The following is a 17,416-nucleotide window of genomic DNA, read 5'->3' as shown; positions in this document are numbered from 1 at the left end:
ACTATCAGGACGTAGCCTCTCCTCTACATCTTTCTTAAAATATGCCAAGTTATTATCTTGGCCACGAAAGCCGGACCCAAACCGTCAACGACGATGTGCTATACCCTGAATCTTGTCAGGCGGGCCTTAGCTCGCTATCGAGCGCTGCTGATGCTTCTCACCGTTTTTACAGGACCGCAGCTGGCCGGAGCACAGTCGCCCCAGTTGGTGGTGCAAACGGGCCGTACAGGTACCGTAGTTGCCCAGAGCACCTACCAGCACATGCTGGCTACCCTGGATAATGACCAGGCAGTACAGCTCTGGGATCTGACAACCCGCAAACTCTTGTTTAGTCTACAACTGCCCAAAGCTGGTGGCGCTGGCTACAGGCGCCCGATGGCTTTTAGTGCCAATGGGGAGTGGCTGGCCGTTTCGGTAAGTCAGCAGATTTATGTGATTGATGTAGCCAAGGCAAAACTAGTTCAAACCCTCTATCCACCCGAGCCCGACCTCATCAGCGAATCGCTGGCCGAGATTCGGTCACTGGCTTTTACCCCAGATAATCAGCTGGTATTTTCTTTAGCTCTAATTCGTAAAGCCTACCGGGCAAACTGGCAGCAGAGCCCAACTCCTACGCTATGGTTTGACCTGCCACCCTCTTTCGGGGAGTTCGGCTTCGGCTTCCGACTCCTGTCGGAAGCGGGCCGGGTACTCATTGAGCATGAGCCTGTTAGAAACAAGCAAACCGTAACGATCTGGGAGGTACCGACGCGTCAGTCCGTCTGGTCGCAATCCGGTCAGGTTGTGGCTCATCAGCATCATTCCTTCTGGTATAGAACCGACTCGACACTTTTTTTCCGGGCCGACACCGCCGGTCATACCCAGCAGTCATTTACTTTACCTATTGGCCATGACGTTTATTTTTCAATGGATAGCAGCCTAACCCGGCTCGCCGTAGGCAATGCTGTTTTACGAAGTGATCCAGCACAAAAGTTCAGACTTTTCGACATGACAACCGGCAGCCTGATCCAGAGTTTTGGTCGCAAAAGCAAATTCAGTACTACATTCGACAATCTGATCCTCTCGCCATCGGGTAGCACACTCGCTATTCATAGTTTTACCGATACAGAACTTTATGACAGCACCGGACGGTTTGTTACCGAACTGAGCGGAGATGGTGTTCAGCAACTGGCTCTGACTCACTTTCCGCAAAACAGCCCAACGCTGCTAACCAGAAATGGGCAGGCCGTACAGGGTGGTGGTTTATTTTTTGCATCCGCCAATCTGTGGGATCTGACCACACTGCGGCCACAGGTACTGGATGCTGCTTACCTCCCCGTAACAACCGCTACTGTTGTTACCAAAACCGATCTGGCCACAATCCTCAATGACTCTATAGTTGTATATGACGTCAAAGACTGGCGTAATGCCCGTAAACGATGGGCTTATAGCCTCAACACGAAGCTGAAACCAGGTTTTGGTACCGCAGTCTATTACGAACGCCTGTTTTACCTGCCCAGGCACGCCGAGTGGCTGGTGGCGGTTTCCTATCTGCACGCCCCTGGCCTGCCTGTACTGCGTATTGACGCATCGACGGGTGCGTTACGCGCCCGGCTAGCTTTACCCAAAAAACATAACATCCGCGTCTTTGCGGTCAGCCCCGACGAAAAATGGCTGGTACTGATGGGCTTCTCAACCGAGTCTAATACAGACAAACTATCGGTTCTGAATCTTGAAACAGGACAACTGGTTGCGTCTCAATCCGACGCTCATCGTATTACTGACATTGCGTTTATAAACGATGGGCAATTTGTAAGTGCCGGGGCCGACTCTTCCGTGGTTGTCTGGCAGGTATCATCGCTCAGTCCGGCTAAGCAGGTTCGTTTGGATGGCAGCGTCCAGGCGCTTGCCTTTGATACCACCCTCCGACGCCTTAGCTGCGGTCTGACCAATGGCACACTGGTTTTCGTCGAAGCTGGCACGCTACGGGAGCTGGCCCGGCATCCTAACTGCTTTTCCGGCCAGTTAGTGCAACATCCGAACCGTTCGCTGCTGGCTGTACCAAACGGAGGTCAGGTACAGCTTTTCAATACCAAAACATTAGCTAAAGCCTTGACGCTGATGAATTTTGACCCGTATCATCGTTTTGTACCGCAAACAGACGATCGACTCGTTCCGTTACCTTCTTATTTAACCAGAAGCTTGGCCATGGAACCGGTCGGAATAGCCTATACGCCCGACGGCTATTACATGGCCACGCCCGGTCTGGGTAATCGTGTGGTTTTCAGGGTAGGTAATCATGCCATACCGTTCGAGCAGCTGGATGTGCTTTATAACCGGCCCGATCGTGTGCTCGACCAAACCGGATTTGGCCAGCCTGTGCTGGTTAAAGCCTATCAGCAGGCTTATGAACGACGCACACGACGACTAGGGCAGCTGGCCAGAAACCTGGCCTCAGACGAGCCGCGTCCGGAGCTGACTATTGTCAACATAAACCAGATACCAACAGTCACTCAACAACACCATATCAGCCTACAGCTGAAAGCCTCTACTCGTTTCGGCCGGTTACACAAGCTATTGGTCTGGGTTAACGACGTACCCCTGTTTGGGACCAAAGGCAAACCGCTGTCCGGTACTAACCGTCTGGACGACTCAGTACAGATACCGCTGATCGCCGGTCAGAATACAATTCAGATAGCCTGTCAGCTCACCAATGGCCTCGAAAGTTTACGTCAGACCGTAGTTATTACCTGTACTGACAGCTTGAAATCACAAGTTCACTTTATAGGGATTGGGGTTGACCATTACCGGAACAATCGGTATGATTTACGATATGCAGCTAAAGATATTCGTGATCTGACCACAGCCATCCAGCGTCAGTATCCAGGTGCTAGCATAGATACGCTGCTCAATGAGCAGGTTACTCGAAAGGCAGTTAAGCAGTTGAAAAAACGACTCCTTCAAACAAAGACGAACGATATAGTTATGATGTCTGTAAACGGACATGGGCTACTCTCAGACAGCCTTGACTTCTACATAGCTACGCACGATATTGACTTCACGCATCCCGAACGCCAGGGTATTTCGTACGATGACCTTGAGCAGTTGCTAGACAGTATACCGGCCCGCCAGAAGCTCCTCATGCTTGATGCCTGCCACGCAGGCGAAGTAGACAAAGAAGTTGGCAAAGCCGTTTCTGGCTCTTTTCAGCCAGGTATTCAGGAGCGGGGCGTAGGCGTTGAAGTAGGCGATGCGCCCAACGCATTGGGTTTGCAGAACTCGTTCGAACTGATGCAGCAGTTGTTTACCGACGTGACCAGAACCAGCGGTACTCATGTTATTGCAGCCTCGGGTGGTAAAGAATATGCACTCGAAAATGACACCTGGCACAACGGCGTCTTTACCTATTGCATTCTGAACGGTCTCTTTGCCGATGCATACGCATCACCACGAGCGGCTACCCGTCAGTATGACGAAGTTACCGTGTCAGACCTGCGCGATTATGTCGTCTATGAGGTCAGTCGACTTACCAGCGGTCGACAACACCCTACGGTTCGGCAGCAGAATGCCTCCCAGAATATAGTACTTTGGCGTAAACGCAATTGAGTGCTAACGGTAGCAATTTTTGCCAATCGGCTAGTCACCCGAGCCAACCGCGTACCGCAAGCAGTTCCGCGGAACACAAAAAAACCCGACTCCTTATCAGTCGGAGTCGGGCAAACGTTGAACGGGTGTGAATAAAATCGGAAAGCCTCAGATTATCACAAAACAGGATCAGGACGGTGTGCTTACGACATAGGCTCAATGGCGTAGAGCAGAACCGTTGTGTTTGTGTTACATTTGATTATTCCCGGAGAACAGAAAAAGTAACAGGCCCCCATGAAAAAATGGCCACTTTTTGCATGAAGTCTCTCAACCTTAGAGCTAACCTTCTCATTGTCAGTGCTTTTTTCTTTTTGAATTTTTTCACAAAACTGCCCGAGCCATCAAACCAGGCCCAGCGAGTTTATGCCAATTTGCTGCGGGCAATGGGCAACCCACCCCATCCGCCGGTACTCCGTCGGCTGCCGCGGGGGTCGGCGCAGCAGGGCGGTTCGCTGGTTTACCGGCCTGGAACGCCGGCCCACATCGACCTTAGCGACGATGTGCTGGATCTGTGCCGTACGTTCGGCCCTGATGCCGATGCGGCCCTGGCCTGTTTGCTGGGCCACGAGCTGGCGCATTTCCAGTACCGGCATGGCCAAAAGCAAGGCTTCTTCTCGCCGGTTGTTATGCCTAACGGAACCGCTTATTCGTCAGAAAACCTGGAAGCGCTGGCCGACCGATCGGGTGTCTTTCTGGCCTATCTAGCCGGGTACGATGCGTTTACGATTGCGCCGGCGGTGTACAGAAAACTGTACGATACCTTTCGGCTACCTAACCAGATACCGGGCTACCCCAGCCGCAGCCAGCGGTTGCAGATGGTAAGCGACACCACGGCTCGCGTACGCGAACTGGCCCATTATTTCGAACTGGGTGAAATTCATTACCTCCTGCTCGACTACGCAGCGGCTGGCCAGGCTTTTTCAACGCTGATAGCCCGATACCCCACGGCTACGATTCTGAATAACCTGGGGGCCATCAAGCTCAACCAGGCACTGACTCAGATGACGTCCGCCCGGGATGATCCGCGCTTGCGGTTTGCTTTTCCGGTCGAGTTTGATGCCGACAACCGACTGCTGGCCAATCCGCGCCGGGGTGAGCCGGTACCGTACCGCCCGCTGCTGGCCGACGCCCGGCATCTGTTCAGTACCGCCCTGGCCCGACAGCCTAATTACCAGGCCGCCACCCTCAATCTGGCACTTACCTTTTATCTGCTGAACGAAACCGAAAAAGCGTACCAAACCCTGATGTCGAGTCGCACCGCCAGTAGGCCCCTGTCGGCTAATGCCTTGCTGCTACTGGCCGTCATTGAGGCCGACCGCAGCAAACCCGCCGAGGCTCAGCGGCTGTTTCGCCAGGCAGCAGCGCAGGGCGCTTTTCGAGCCACCGACAATATGCGGCTCTACGAAGAGTCACAAAAACCAGGCTGGCAACGCTACTGGAACCGGCTGGTGGCCAGCCGTCAGTCGACCCAAACCGCTGGCAGGCCCTCACCGGTCGATCGGCTCCGCCCGGCTCCCCGGTTGCCGCTACAGCCGCTCCCCTCCGGCGGACGGTATGCCCGCACCGATTCACTGACGCTGTACGAACTATCTATTGAAGAAAATAACAAACCACGGTGGTACCGCGTGGTTAAAAGCAATCGGCTGGATCTGGCCGACTTACCGATTGGCAGCCCTCGTTCGCGCCTGTCGGCCTACGGCCCACCTTCGGCCGACGTAGCCGGTGCGCGCGGAAGCCGATTCTGCGGATACCGCCGGGGCAACAGTCGCCTGTTTCTGGAATACAGGAACGAGCAGCTGGTGAGCTGGCTGGCCGTAACCCCTATTTGATCGGTACCAGCGGTTTACGCCCACCGTACGTATCGCGATCGAGCCGGTACGTGAGGCCCTGTGGGTCGGTCAGCAAAAAGCCGCCCTGCTGCGGATCATCGCGCAGCTGCCACCGGGCCTCGGTAACAGGCAGCTCCGTCAGGTACAGATGCAGCCCGTCCGGATCGCTGCTGTATTCGCCGGAAGCCGGGCCGTCGTTGCTGAAAGTCACCAGAAAAGTGGTCAGCTTATCGGGCGCCGGGGTACCATCTACCCCAAAGCCGCGCTGCGCATAGGGAATCTGAACCGAGAGCGTGTCCGGTCCGGACAGATACCGGAATCCCAGCCAGCCGAGTCCTGCTACCAGCACCAGCATAGCCACCGCCCGCAACCAGGTTTGCTGCCACCACGGGCGTAGCGGCCGGGACCGCCCCGTAACCGACGAGGCAGGCGTTGTTAGCCCTTCGCTGATCAGCCGATCAACCAGGTCGTAATCCTTGCTGGTCTGCTCCCGGTCAAACTGCTGATTAAGGGCAGACTGCATGAGCACATCGGCCCTGAAATCGGCATCGTCGGTCATTTTCTGCCTAACGGCCTGCCGCCCCGACTCATCGAGTTGTCCGGCCAGATACGCGTCAATAATGGCCCATTTGTTCTGGTCGGTAATCATAATGCTGCGTTCTTCATTTTTTCTGTCAAACAATCCCGCAACCGGCTACGGCTTTCGTTCAGCCGAACGCTGGCCGTGTGCGCATTGGTATAGCCTGCTTTGGCGGCAATTTCGGTCATATCCAGATCATCGAAGACCGCCTGTACCTCGTCCATTGACATAGTTCTCAGCTCCTGCTCACTCCAGTATTTGTACCGCAGGCGAAACAATAGCTGACGAGCCGCACCGAGTCGGCTAAAACAATCGGCCAGCCAGGTTCGGAACGTCGAAACATCAATTTGGATGGTGCCGGAACGGCCGTCGGCTGTCGTCACCGGCAGGTCAATGCTGATCGGTTCATCATCGGCGGTTGTCAGGGGCCAGGTCATAGTACCCATATCGGCCTCATCGACAGTAAGAAATGTGGTTTCCAGCCAGTTCGTTTGCTCAACCGGGTCAGTGCGTTCCTGCCGAAGCTGATGCAGGGCTTTGAAGCGGGCAATGCTGATCAGGCAGGTCGACAACAGCGCTTCGACCGGCTTTCTGTCGGCCAGGTTGGTGAAGAAGGCAGCAAACGAGTCATTGAGTACTTCGTCGGCAACGTCGGTCGTCCGGAACCGGAACTGGGCCAGGTAGCGGGCTACGGCATCCCGGTTTTCAGCCATGATTTGGCTCATCGCTGACGTTTGCTGAGTTGGGCTTCCCTGCGCGGCCAGCCAGCTCAGGACCTGCTCGCGGGTAACGCGCCGGGCAAACAGGGATAAGTTCAGTCGTTGTTTTGTTGCCTTCCGTCGAATGATCAGGCAGGTGGCCAGTGTCTGACGAAGAATAGCCGCAGCAGCCTGGCCGGGCAGATGGGCAAATTCATTGGCCAGCGTTTGAGTAACAACGGGCGCAATCTGACGAACAAAGGCTTCGTCGGAAGGTACAGATGTGGACATCAGGTGTGGAACAGTAGGCGACTGTCCAAAGCTACTAAAAAAACCGCCATACTACACTCCCGTAGTATGGCGGCTGTCGTCAACTAGCTTCCGCCTGGAGGTTTTGTTGGTTTTTCTGGGGGGTCTTCGTTGGAAGTCGTTGTTCTGACGGCTGGTTTAGCCTCACCCGGAGCGGGGTCAACCGCAACGGATTCGCAGGCACCCATGGCCAGCATCAACACGACCCCGAACATACCCACCCAACCCGAAGCCGAAGCCAATGGTTGTTTGTTCATGTCATTACCCTTGCGGGCGTTTTGGGGTTTGTTGAAGGCTGGCTCCGGGGACGTCCGCTGAAAAGCTTTCGGAGCTGGCTTTCGAGAGTAGATTGCAGGGGCCGGAAAAAAATCACACCCCCCACTCACTATTTCCGTTACTTTTCCGGCAAAAGGAGAATATCCCAGTAAACAGTCACCCTACCGCATGTCGAGTGCCGATCAGACTTTATACGAAGCCATGTGCTCCGACGACCAACGTCGGGTTGAGTGGGCTACCCACCAGCTAACCCATAGAGTCAAAGCGGTCATTCGTCGGCATGTGCTGGACAACTCGGGCAGTGAAGAAGATGCCGCTGACCTCATCCAGGAAACGGTACTGGCGGTATGGGCTCAGCTGCGCTCGGGCCAGTACCAGCCCCGGGCAGAAGCAACGCTGGATGCGTACCTGTATGGGGTGATGCGCAACAAATGGCTCAAGGTCCTCAAGAGTCGGAGTCGGGTGGGGATGATAAGCCGACTCGACGATCTGACCGAAGAGCCCACGGCCGAGGATGAACCCGAACGGCTGACTCAACTCCAGCAGGCCTTCAGCCAGTTGGGCGAAACCTGCCGGGAGTTGCTGCAGCTGTTTTACTGGGACGATCTATCGTTCGATGAGATTGCTCACCGGGTCAACGCATCGGCCAAAGCGGCCAAGGTGCGTAAGTATCGGTGCATGCTGCACCTGGGAGCGCTGCTACGGGGTGAAAAGCAGGACGGAAACGAATAAAAAGGCGGAAAACCCGTAATCGATGAAGTACTTCAGTGCTAATGATCTGAACCAGCTAGTATCTATCCAACATGCGACCAACTAATCAACTTGAACAATGGGAGTGGATTGAAGCCTACCACCGGGGTACGCTATCCGCCGACGAACGACTTATTTTCGAGCAGGAACTCAAACGCGACCCTGATTTCAGCCGGGAGTGTGCTCAGCTGCTGGCAGCTGATAAAGCGCTGCGTGAACTGGCCCTGGCCGAAACGGTCCGGAACGCCGTTCGTTCCGAACTGGCTGCGCCCCCTAAACCCATCCAGCGTCTGCGGCTCGGGCGGGGCAGGCTGGCCAGTGTGCTGGTAGCCTGCGTCCTGCTGGTCATCGGCTACCTGACTTTCAGCCGGGTCGATCTGGAAAGCTACCGCCAGGACGTGACCCTGACGCAGCGCTACCGCGAATCGGAAGACGATATTGCCGGGCCTGACCTTACACCCCAGCAGCGGACTTTTTACCGCGAGTTCTTCGATGCGCAGGCGTATCTGGCCAATGGCCAGCCCCAACTTGCTATCGCTAATCTGGAAAAGCTGGCGCGGGTAGACAATCTCCGCCCCTATTTCAAACAGGCCGTACAGTGGCACCTGCTGAATGCCTACCTGCTCAACCGGCAACCCGACAACGCCGACGCCACGTTCCAGCTGCTCGACCAGAGCGGCCAGTCCGTTTATCCCATCAGTACATCGGATCGCTGGAAAGTGTGGTGGCAGATCCGCTGGCAGAAACTCGGCCGATCAGCGTGAACGACGCCAACGGTACCGGATGTAGCCAGCGATAGCCAGTAGACCGGTACCCAGACCAGCCAGCCAGCCGGTTGGCCAGGGACCGGGAACCGGGAAAACGGGCTGGTTAGTCCCCATCAGGACCAGATGCGCCCAGAAGTGGGGCGGGCTGAACGCCCCACCGGACGATTGCTGCTCAATGAATCGCAACTTGGCCCGCTGCAGGGCTACGTCGGTTGGCAGGCCCGACGCCAGTTCTTCGTACAGCAGTTGCGAGAGCAGGGCCGTAGTACCGTCATGCGCATTCCAGAGTGAGGTGATAACCTGCGGACAGCCCGCCGATGCAAACGCCCGGCTCAGACTTAGGAGGCCCTCGCCCCCGTGCAGACTACCACTACCGGTTCGGCAGGCAGACAGCACAGCCAGCCGGATATGGCGCAGGTCCAGCAGACCCAACTCGTGGGCGTACAGCCGGTGGGACGAATCCTGCGGAAAAAACGCGATGTACGAATCGCCGGGGTCGTTGTCACTGGCCCGGGCGTGAGTGGCCAGGTGAAGGACCTGATGGTCGGGGAATAGTGACAGAAAGGTGGCTTTGCTGGCATTGGCAGCCGTTGAGCGCGTGCCGACAGCAGACCCGATCTCGGCTTCCGACCGGTCGAGAGATTGATATCCCCGTTGTTGAATAAGGCTGAGCGTAGCCTGATCGACGGCAAAAGGAGCCATACTGAGTACATCAGGCGAGCCGTCGGGGCGCTGGCGGGGGCTTCTGACATAGCTGTCCATCGAATAAGCGTAGGTGATGGCCGCATGCCGGAGCAGGTAGTCGTCGGGACGCTGGCCCGTTTCCAGCACTTCGAAAGGCAGGTAATGCAGGGGGCCATCCCGCACAATAACCAGCCGTCGGACGTCGGCCAGGTCGGCCCAGACCGGCCCCAGCACCCGGTCAAACAGAGCCCGGGCAGCAGTATGTCCCGTATACTGAAACGGATCGGGGTTTCGGTAGGCTTCATGTCGGACGGTTTCGGCCAGCTGGTTTAGCTGGGTACTGCTGATCGGGAGCGGCACTACCCGAATCTGGTTTTTCTTTACGACCGTCAGTAGCAGCGAGTCAGACGTCAGGCTGTACTGTAAAAAAGCCATGTTCGGGGCGAGTTGCTGTTGCAGGCGGCTCAGATTGTCAGTTCCCAGCCAGACCGATGTATAAGGCCGGAGCTTTTGGTACGCCCGGTTCCAGACCAGTTCGGCATTGACCAGTTCCGCATTGACAGCCACGATTCCGGCCCCTGACGAATGCGCCACGTCTCGTTCGGCCCAAGCCGTTTTGGCTGCAGCCAGCCGGTTTTTAGCCCGCTGTACCTCTTCGAGTAGATAACCCGGCACCCCCGCATAGTCGCGCTGCAAGGCCTGCAGGGTTTCGCGCAGCACGGCCGCGCTGCCTTGCTCCTGCCGGCGTAACAGTGCGGCCAGGGTGGCCTTGTCGGGCCGTTGCCGGTACTGCGCATACGCTACCGCTACCGCTTCCCGGTAAGCCGGACGAAGCTTTTCCTGCACGAACAGCTTAGTCAGTTCGGCACTGTAGGATGCCTGCAGCAAATCACTCAGGGCAAAGGCCCGGTCATAGGTGAGGCTGGCCAGCTGCAGCGAGTTAGGCATCGTTTTAGCAGCATACAGCAGGTGGGCTTTCCAGCAGAGCGACTCGAACAGATCAGGGCCGTTCAGGAAATCGGCCAGGGCTGGGTTTTGCGCCGGATCGGTAGCCCGAAAGCGCAGACTGTTGGCCTGCATAGCCTGCTGAATAAACGTTAGCGCCCCCGATATGTCCTGCTGCAGCCAGGCAATCCGGCTCAGCGCCATCAGTCCCCGCCACCCGACCCGGCTCGACCCGCCCAGCCGCTGTCCTGTGGCAACAGAGCGGGCAAAAAAAGTTCGGGCGCGGCCTAACTGCTGCTGCTGCTCCCAGTACTTACCCAACGACTGATCGAGGTAAGCAGACAGTTCGGCGCCGTCGGTACCGGCCTGCTTCACCAGCCGCTCCGTTTCGCGTATGAACACCCAGACCGAATCGGTCCGTTGCCGCTGTAGCCGACACTCAATCAGGCCCAGCAATAGCCAGCCCCGATTCAGGTCGGGCGTTTTATAGTGATGGACCGATGCGGTGTAGAGCGAGTCGGCCCGGGCAAGCTGCCCCAGTTGCCGGTAAAAAAGCGCGAACTGATTCTCGGCAATAGCCTGCCGGGCCGGGGTGGTGTGGCGAGCCAGGAGTAACAACCGCTTCTGGAAACACCGCTCGGCCTGTCGGTAGTCGCCCTGCTCTACGGAAGCAGTACCCCGATTGCCCCAGTAGGCAGCCACATAGGTGCGGGCCTCACGCTCCAGCGCCGGGCGAACCAGCAGCAGCGAATCGGCGCGTTGCCAGAACCAGCGCAGCGAGTCGGGACGGTTTCGCTGGTGGTACATTTCGCCCAGACTGGCCCATAGTTTGAAGCGGGTACTATCGGCCAGCGGAGTCAGCGACAGACCCGCCCGGCAAACAGTGGTAGCCCGGCGATAGTCATCGTTTACGTAATAGACCGTAGCCTCGTCGACCAGACCATTGGCCGCCAGGTCGAATTTGCCCTGCTGCCGGGCCAGCTTCTGAAGCTGACCAAACAACCGCAGGGCTTCGGCAGGCTGCTGTCGATAGATAGCATTAGCCTGCTGCCGCAAACTGTCGGCCGACTGACCATATCCAGCTATCGGCCCCAGGCATAGCAGTATGAGGACGTACCACGCCCAGCCAGAACCGCTGCTAGTCATAAACGTACACAAACCAATATAAAGAGAGGCTGTTCCCGTCGGTGAAATTAAGCAATAGTCCAGTAAGCTGCATACCCCGCAGCCAATCGCTACTGTTATAAATAGTTAATCTACATAAATACCAGCCTGTATCCACCCACCCCATCAACGCCGGACGACCCGCTTATCGGACAGGCAGAGCAGGTCACAAACAGTCGCGCACAGATAGTAATTATAAATTATATAGTAAGCATGATTAATGCATTAACTATCAATCGTATAGCTGTTACTTTTTTATCGAATCCGGCATTTACAGACAGAAATACAACGTTTACTCAATTCACCAATCTGTTTTTGCATTCTTATCTGATTACATGCTTCTTACGTCCGGTAACTCCCATTTCTATCTATCACCTCTTATTTAGTTCATCCCATGAAAGCACAATTCGCTTTTATTGCCTGCCTGCTGATCGCTCTGGTCGGCACCACCACCGTTGCGCAGGACAAGCCCGACAAAAATGTAACCGTAACGGGCAAGGCTGTCCCGAAAACGCGGGGCGCCAATCCTAACATCAAAAAAGATGTGCCCACCACAGACGTACCGGTTCCCAAACCTGCCAAAACCCGCGGGGCCTTATGCCGGGTTAAGTTCGATAACTATACCGGCCTCTACATCAAGATTTACGTCGATGGTGACTACAAAGGCACGCTGGCCCCCTGGGACGACGGCACGGTAACGGTTGGATCTGGTTATACCACCATTTACTGCGTCTCTACGGGCGGCACCCGCGAGTGGAGCGCGTCGGGCGACTGCCGCGAAAATTACGTCTACACCCTACGCTAGCATCAGCCAGCGCAGTACGCACGATTTTCTGTCGGGAAGGGGCCTGCCTCCTTCCCGATCCTCCTGTACCGCTCATCTCAATCCGTATGAATCTCCACCCGAACCGCATCGTGCGAGCAGGCTGGGCGGCTTTGGTCGGCCTGCTGCTCCTGGTAACTCCCCTGTTTGCGCAAACCAAACGAGCCCTCGTCATTGCTATCGGCAACTACCCGGGAGCCAGTGGCTGGCAGTCGATCAGCTCGGCCAACGACATACCGCTCATCCGGGCGGCACTGACCTACCAGAAATTCACCGAGGTAACGGTGCTGCAGGATGACAAAGCGACCAAAACCGGTATCATAAACGCCCTCAACACGCTGATTGGTCAGTGTCGGCCCGGCGATCAGGTCATTATTCATTTTTCGAGCCACGGACAGCAGATTTCCGACGACTCGAACGACGAACTCGACGGGTACGACGAAGCGATTGTCTGTTACGGAGCCCCGGCCAGCGCCACTGCCAAACCAAACTACGATGGTGGCCAGCACCTGCGCGACGACGAACTTAACGAGCTCATAGAAAAACTCCGCAGCAAACTGGGGGCTTCGGGCGATATCCTGCTCATTGCCGACGCCTGCCATTCCGGTACCATCAGCCGGGGTGGTATCGCCAAAATACGCGGCAACAGCCAACCGTTCAACCTGCCCGGCAAAGCACCCCAGGCCCGGCCAGCTCGGGGTCGTGCGGTGGCCAAACCGTTTCTGGCGCCTTCTCCAGCCCGGGGTGGCGTGGCGACCGGTCTGGCGCCTTACGTAGTGATTTCGGCCGCCAAAGCCGGTGAACTCAATTACGAATACATACTACCCGATGGGAGCGACAAAGGAGTTGGTTCGCTTTCTTACGTGATCAATAAGGTACTGCGTAGCGTTAATCCCAACGAAACCTACCGCCTGCTGTTCAACCGAATCGTTGCCGAAATGAAACTAGTGGCTCCGCAGCAAACCCCGGAGATCGACGGCGACTACGACCGCCAACTGTTTGGGGGCAAAGCGGTGCAACAAGCTCCTTACTACCCCATTCAGCAACTCACCGACAGCGGAAAACAGCTCATCATTGCGGCCGGCCGGCTGGAAACGGTTAACATCGATACCCAGGTGCGGGTTTGCCCGGCCGGTACGACTGACCCCATGCAGGCTAGTTCGTTTCTGTCCGGCACCGTAGTTCAGGCGGGTATGTTTTCGGCCACCATCCGACTCGAAAAGCCACTCCCGGCCGATCAGCAACTTAAGCAGTGGGTGTTCGTGACCGAACGTTCGTTTGGCGACCTGTCCGTAGCACTCAGTCTGGACAGCCTCCCCAACGGCCCGCTGCGCACGGCCGCCGAAAACGTTCTTAAGGCGTTACCCCTCGTTAAGCTGACGTCCGTCAAAGCTTCTGAGCTGTACCTGTCCCAGCTCGACTCGGCGGGGGGCAGCTACGCACTGGTTCGTAAAACAACCGATGGGTTTGTTGTCGGTAAGCCCATACCCGTGAGCCGGCCGACCGACGGCGAGACGATCAGCCTGCGGGTCCAGAACTACGCACAAGGTAAATTCCTGCAAACCTACAACCCAAGCTACCCCGGTATCAGCCTCAGGCTGGAGCTTATTCCCAGCAAGCCCGGAGGCCGCGACGCCACCGATACCCTGAACCGGGCTGACTTTTTACAGAACGGATTGATGATGTTTTCACCGAAGGACAAAGCATCTGTCAAAATCACCAATACCGGCTCCCTGCGCGTCTATTTCAGCCTGATCGATATCCAGCCCGACGGTGTTGTAAGCGTCGTGTTTCCAACCAAAGAAACATCCGTCAATCACGACCTGCCCGAGAATTATGTAATTGAGCCGGGCAAAACGCTCATCATTCCGCGCCGGCTGGACTTTTCGCCCCCCTTTGGTACCGAGACATTTAAAGTACTGGCCGCGCTGGAAAAGTTTGACCTGCGCAATGTTGTCGGCCTGCGCAGCCTCGATCAGGGCACCCGCGGTCTGAGCAATACCCTTGAAAAAGTATTTGGTATAGCCCAGCTCGTCATGCGCGGTACCGAAGGCGAGGGAACCCTTCCCGAAACGGCCGTTGGCTCCTTTTCATACCCTTTTCTGATTGTTCCAACCCGCCCGCAATAAGCATTGCCTGACCCGTATGTATCGTCTTTCTCTCTTTCTTGCTCTGCTCATACTGTCGGCCCAGACCCGGGCCCAAAGCTCGTCTGACGTGCTGGAAGACGCGTTGTCGGGGGTTGTTACCGTAGCCGTCTACCAGACGGCCGGTGTCAGTGTTCGGCCCCTGGGCGTGCGGGGCAAGACCGTAAATCCCGAACAGGCCTACGCCAAAGCCCTGAGTCTGACCGGCGCCAAAAGCAGCGGGTCGGGCTTTGTCATCGAGTTGAATGGCCAGAAATACGTACTTACCAACGCGCACGTTGTTGAGTCAGCCACCGACGCGACCGGCAGCCTGGCCGTTTTTTCGATCAACCAGCAGAAATACCCGGTCCGGGTTGTAGGGGGCGATGCACTCTACGATTTTGCGGTACTGGCGTTCACGACTCCGCCCGGCCCCGAGTTGACCGCGCTTCCTCTTCGGTCGGCCCCCGCCCGGATCGGCGAGCGCGTTTACGCCATCGGCAACCCGCAGGGCGAGTATCCATACACCGTCACCGACGGCATCATAAGCGCCAAAAACCGGATGCGTGGTGGCCTGACGGGCAAGTTTGGCTTCTTACAGACAACGGCAACCGTCATATGGGGCAATAGTGGCGGCCCCCTGGTCGACGAGCGGGGCGCCGTGTTGGGCATCAACTCGCAGATTGCCTTCGCCAATGGCCCCAACGGGTCATCAGTATGGCTCTCCCAGATCAATTTCGCCCTGGAAACCTCCGTTGTGCTGCGCCTGCTGAACGACGTGCTGACTAACGACGGGCTGGTCAGGCGGGCGTATCTGGGCCTCGAATTCTCGGAAACGACCCGCATCAGCGACGACGACGAGCGCCCCCAGGCCGCCCCCAGCAAACCCGTACCGGTTTTATCAGGCATGCTGCCCGACTCGCCGGGCAAAGACCTACTCAAAGGCTATATTGGCCAGACCGTTACGGCCATCAATGGTGAAGAGGTCCGCAACGTGCAGGAAGTACTGGGCATCCTGGAAACCCTACGCCCAGGCAGTATGGTCGCCCTGACGTTTGGCCATGGCCCATCGGCCACTACGGTTTCCGTGATAAGCGGCACGCTGACGCCTGTTGAACTGGAGTCGGTGGCCCGCTATGTACTGACATCGAACCGGCTGGCGCTGACAGAGTCCCCCGATGGGATCGCCATTCGTTTTATGCAGGATAACAACACGTATGAACTTGACCGGGAGCGCCGGTACCAGAAAACCCCGGCTGGTTTCGGGCAGAAGCAGATAGTCAGTCCGTCGGCCAATACGCCCAGGACCGTCACGTACCGGGTTGTGGCAGCGGGGATTCAGTCAGAGCGGGGCAGTAAACTCTGGCGGGTAAGCAAACTCAGCTACCTCGGTGCCGTTTGTCGGCTGATGGGGCTATCGGGTGTGGTAGATATGGCCGTGGCAGACCCCGACAATCCTGACGACGTTCGTTTTACCCGACACATGCTATCGGGCGAGCAGGACGTGATCAAAGCCTGTTTGTGGTACTGATTCCGGCCCATTTCTGATCAGGTTCCTACCCAACAAGGATCAGGATCGCGGCTGACTCAGGTCAGTACCGGAGCAGGCCCGCCCATGTTGTTTTGTGGTGTCATACAAACCCAACAACAACCATGGCAACGCTCTCACACGCCCCCACTGCAACATCCTCTTCATCGGCTACCACCTGGCTCGCGTCTTATCGGCATTTTGTGGCCAGCAACGAGTTTTATCGGGTTGGCTGGGCCGCTGCGGCTCTCATGATTCAGGGCTGTATTCTCTCGCCTGCCCTCCTGCTGACCATGTTCTATTTCGGCGGGGGCGACTGGCAGTTGCTGGTCAGCAACCTCAGCTTTCTGCTGGTACTGGTCCCTATTTTGTCGGCAATGCCGGTCAAATACATCCTGCCTGCCTTCGCATTCAGTTTCGTACTGCATGTAGCCATTATTCTGATCAACGTACTGTAGGTCAGCTAACCGCTTCGGTATGAAAACCATCGTTGTGGCTACCGACTTTTCGGCGGGCGCCAATCGGGCAGCCCATGTTGCCGCCCAGTTGGCCCGCGCCCAGGATGCTTCGCTGGTCCTGGTTCACGTGTTCCATTTCTGGCCGGCCAATCCGCCCGAGCTGAACGGCGACTTTCCGTTGAGTGCTACGGCTATGCGGGACGAAGGCCAGCGGGCCATCAGTCAGCTGGCCCACGAATTACACAGCCAGTACGGGGCCGGCTTGTTCATCCGATCCCTGGTTCGGGAGGGCTACGTAATCCCGACTATTCAGGAAACAACCCGGCATGAGAAAGCAGATCTGCTGGTCATGTCTACAGTAGGGTCGGCTCCGCAGAGTGCGCAGCTTATGGGTAGTATCGCCAGCGCCATGGTATCCGAAACAAACGTCCCGCTGCTACTGATTCCGCCCGCGGCAGGCTACGCTGCCATTAAGAACATTGTACTGGCTGTTGACCTGAACAGCCCCCCCGATGCAATCGTCCTCGAGACGGCCCTCCGCTTTGTTCGTCAGTTCGACAGTGTGGTCAATGTCTTGTCGATCCACGAAAGGCCGTCGGACGAAACGGTCAGGAGCCGGGCCGAGCACCTCCGCCGACTGATAGCGTCGGTGCCCCACACGCTGACCATTTTGCCGGGTGATGCCGTTTATGAAACGCTGCTCACCTTTGCCCATGCCAACAAGGCCGATCTGATTATGATGTTGCCGCAGCCGCATAACTGGTTTATACGACTCTTCAGCGAGGGCAATACCGAACGTATGGCTCGGCTTACCGATATCCCGTTGCTGGCTGTCGTTTAACAGTCGGCCTTTAT

At 56.8% G+C, this 17,416-nt stretch carries 13 protein-coding genes; 9 read left to right on the top strand and 4 right to left on the bottom strand.

The window, feature by feature from the left end; all coding sequences use genetic code 11:
• Positions 1-150: 150 nt before the first annotated feature.
• Positions 151-3,585, top strand: a complete 3,435-nt coding sequence (locus FBR45_RS12245; RefSeq protein WP_171044880.1) for a caspase family protein — start codon at positions 151-153, stop codon at positions 3,583-3,585.
• Between the two features lie 350 nt (positions 3,586-3,935).
• A complete protein-coding gene (locus FBR45_RS12240; protein WP_138502689.1) occupies positions 3,936-5,453 on the top strand; it encodes a M48 family metalloprotease in 1,518 nt (505 codons plus the stop codon).
• Here the strand turns inward: FBR45_RS12240 and FBR45_RS12235 are convergent.
• From FBR45_RS12235 to FBR45_RS12225, 3 genes are all read right to left on the bottom strand, one after another.
• A complete protein-coding gene (locus tag FBR45_RS12235) occupies positions 5,446-6,102 on the bottom strand; it encodes a hypothetical protein (RefSeq protein WP_138502687.1) in 657 nt (218 codons plus the stop codon). The genes FBR45_RS12240 and FBR45_RS12235 overlap by 8 nt on opposite strands.
• Positions 6,099-7,022: a sigma-70 RNA polymerase sigma factor region 4 domain-containing protein gene (locus FBR45_RS12230; RefSeq protein WP_138502685.1), complete on the bottom strand. Its 924-nt coding sequence runs from the start codon at positions 7,020-7,022 to the stop codon at positions 6,099-6,101. Before FBR45_RS12230 ends, FBR45_RS12235 begins: the two co-directional genes overlap by 4 nt.
• 83 nt (positions 7,023-7,105) lie before the next feature.
• Entirely contained in the window at positions 7,106-7,297 is a 192-nt protein-coding gene (locus FBR45_RS12225) for a hypothetical protein (RefSeq protein WP_138502683.1), read from the bottom strand.
• 187 nt (positions 7,298-7,484) lie between these two features.
• Here FBR45_RS12225 and FBR45_RS12220 point away from each other — a divergent pair, with 187 nt between their 5' ends.
• Together FBR45_RS12220 and FBR45_RS12215 are read left to right on the top strand one after the other, a co-directional pair.
• Positions 7,485-8,048 (top strand): RNA polymerase sigma factor, encoded by a 564-nt coding sequence (locus FBR45_RS12220; protein ID WP_138502681.1) that lies wholly within the window; start codon positions 7,485-7,487, stop codon positions 8,046-8,048.
• Between the two features lie 71 nt (positions 8,049-8,119).
• Positions 8,120-8,830 (top strand): hypothetical protein, encoded by a 711-nt coding sequence (locus FBR45_RS12215; RefSeq protein WP_138502679.1) that lies wholly within the window; start codon positions 8,120-8,122, stop codon positions 8,828-8,830.
• On the opposite strand, the gene FBR45_RS12210 is transcribed toward FBR45_RS12215, so the two are convergent.
• Positions 8,822-11,608 carry a CHAT domain-containing protein gene (locus tag FBR45_RS12210; protein ID WP_138502677.1) on the bottom strand — a complete coding sequence of 929 codons (2,787 nt, stop codon included), beginning with the start codon at positions 11,606-11,608 and terminating at the stop codon, positions 8,822-8,824. The genes FBR45_RS12215 and FBR45_RS12210 overlap by 9 nt on opposite strands.
• 412 nt (positions 11,609-12,020) lie before the next feature.
• On the opposite strand from FBR45_RS12210, the gene FBR45_RS12205 reads away from it, so the two are divergent.
• From FBR45_RS12205 to FBR45_RS12185, 5 genes are all read left to right on the top strand, one after another.
• Complete coding sequence (locus tag FBR45_RS12205) at positions 12,021-12,431, top strand: hypothetical protein (protein ID WP_138502675.1); 411 nt, start codon at positions 12,021-12,023, stop codon at positions 12,429-12,431.
• 86 nt (positions 12,432-12,517) lie between these two features.
• On the top strand, positions 12,518-14,578 hold the full coding sequence (locus FBR45_RS12200; RefSeq protein WP_138502673.1) for a caspase family protein: 2,061 nt from the start codon (positions 12,518-12,520) through the stop codon (positions 14,576-14,578).
• Positions 14,579-14,594: 16 nt separating this feature from the next.
• On the top strand, positions 14,595-16,106 hold the full coding sequence (locus FBR45_RS12195; RefSeq protein WP_138502671.1) for a S1C family serine protease: 1,512 nt from the start codon (positions 14,595-14,597) through the stop codon (positions 16,104-16,106).
• 122 nt (positions 16,107-16,228) lie between these two features.
• On the top strand, positions 16,229-16,561 hold the full coding sequence (locus FBR45_RS12190) for a hypothetical protein (RefSeq protein WP_138502669.1): 333 nt from the start codon (positions 16,229-16,231) through the stop codon (positions 16,559-16,561).
• A 19-nt stretch (positions 16,562-16,580) separates the two neighbouring features.
• Positions 16,581-17,402 carry a universal stress protein gene (locus tag FBR45_RS12185; RefSeq protein WP_138502667.1) on the top strand — a complete coding sequence of 274 codons (822 nt, stop codon included), beginning with the start codon at positions 16,581-16,583 and terminating at the stop codon, positions 17,400-17,402.
• Positions 17,403-17,416: the final 14 nt, after the last annotated feature.

It is taken from the genome of Spirosoma lacussanchae (assembly GCF_005870035.1).
Classification (GTDB): domain Bacteria; phylum Bacteroidota; class Bacteroidia; order Cytophagales; family Spirosomataceae; genus Spirosoma; species Spirosoma lacussanchae.
The sequence above is the reverse complement of the archived record's forward strand: the minus strand, read 5'-3'. Positions and strand labels throughout refer to the sequence as shown.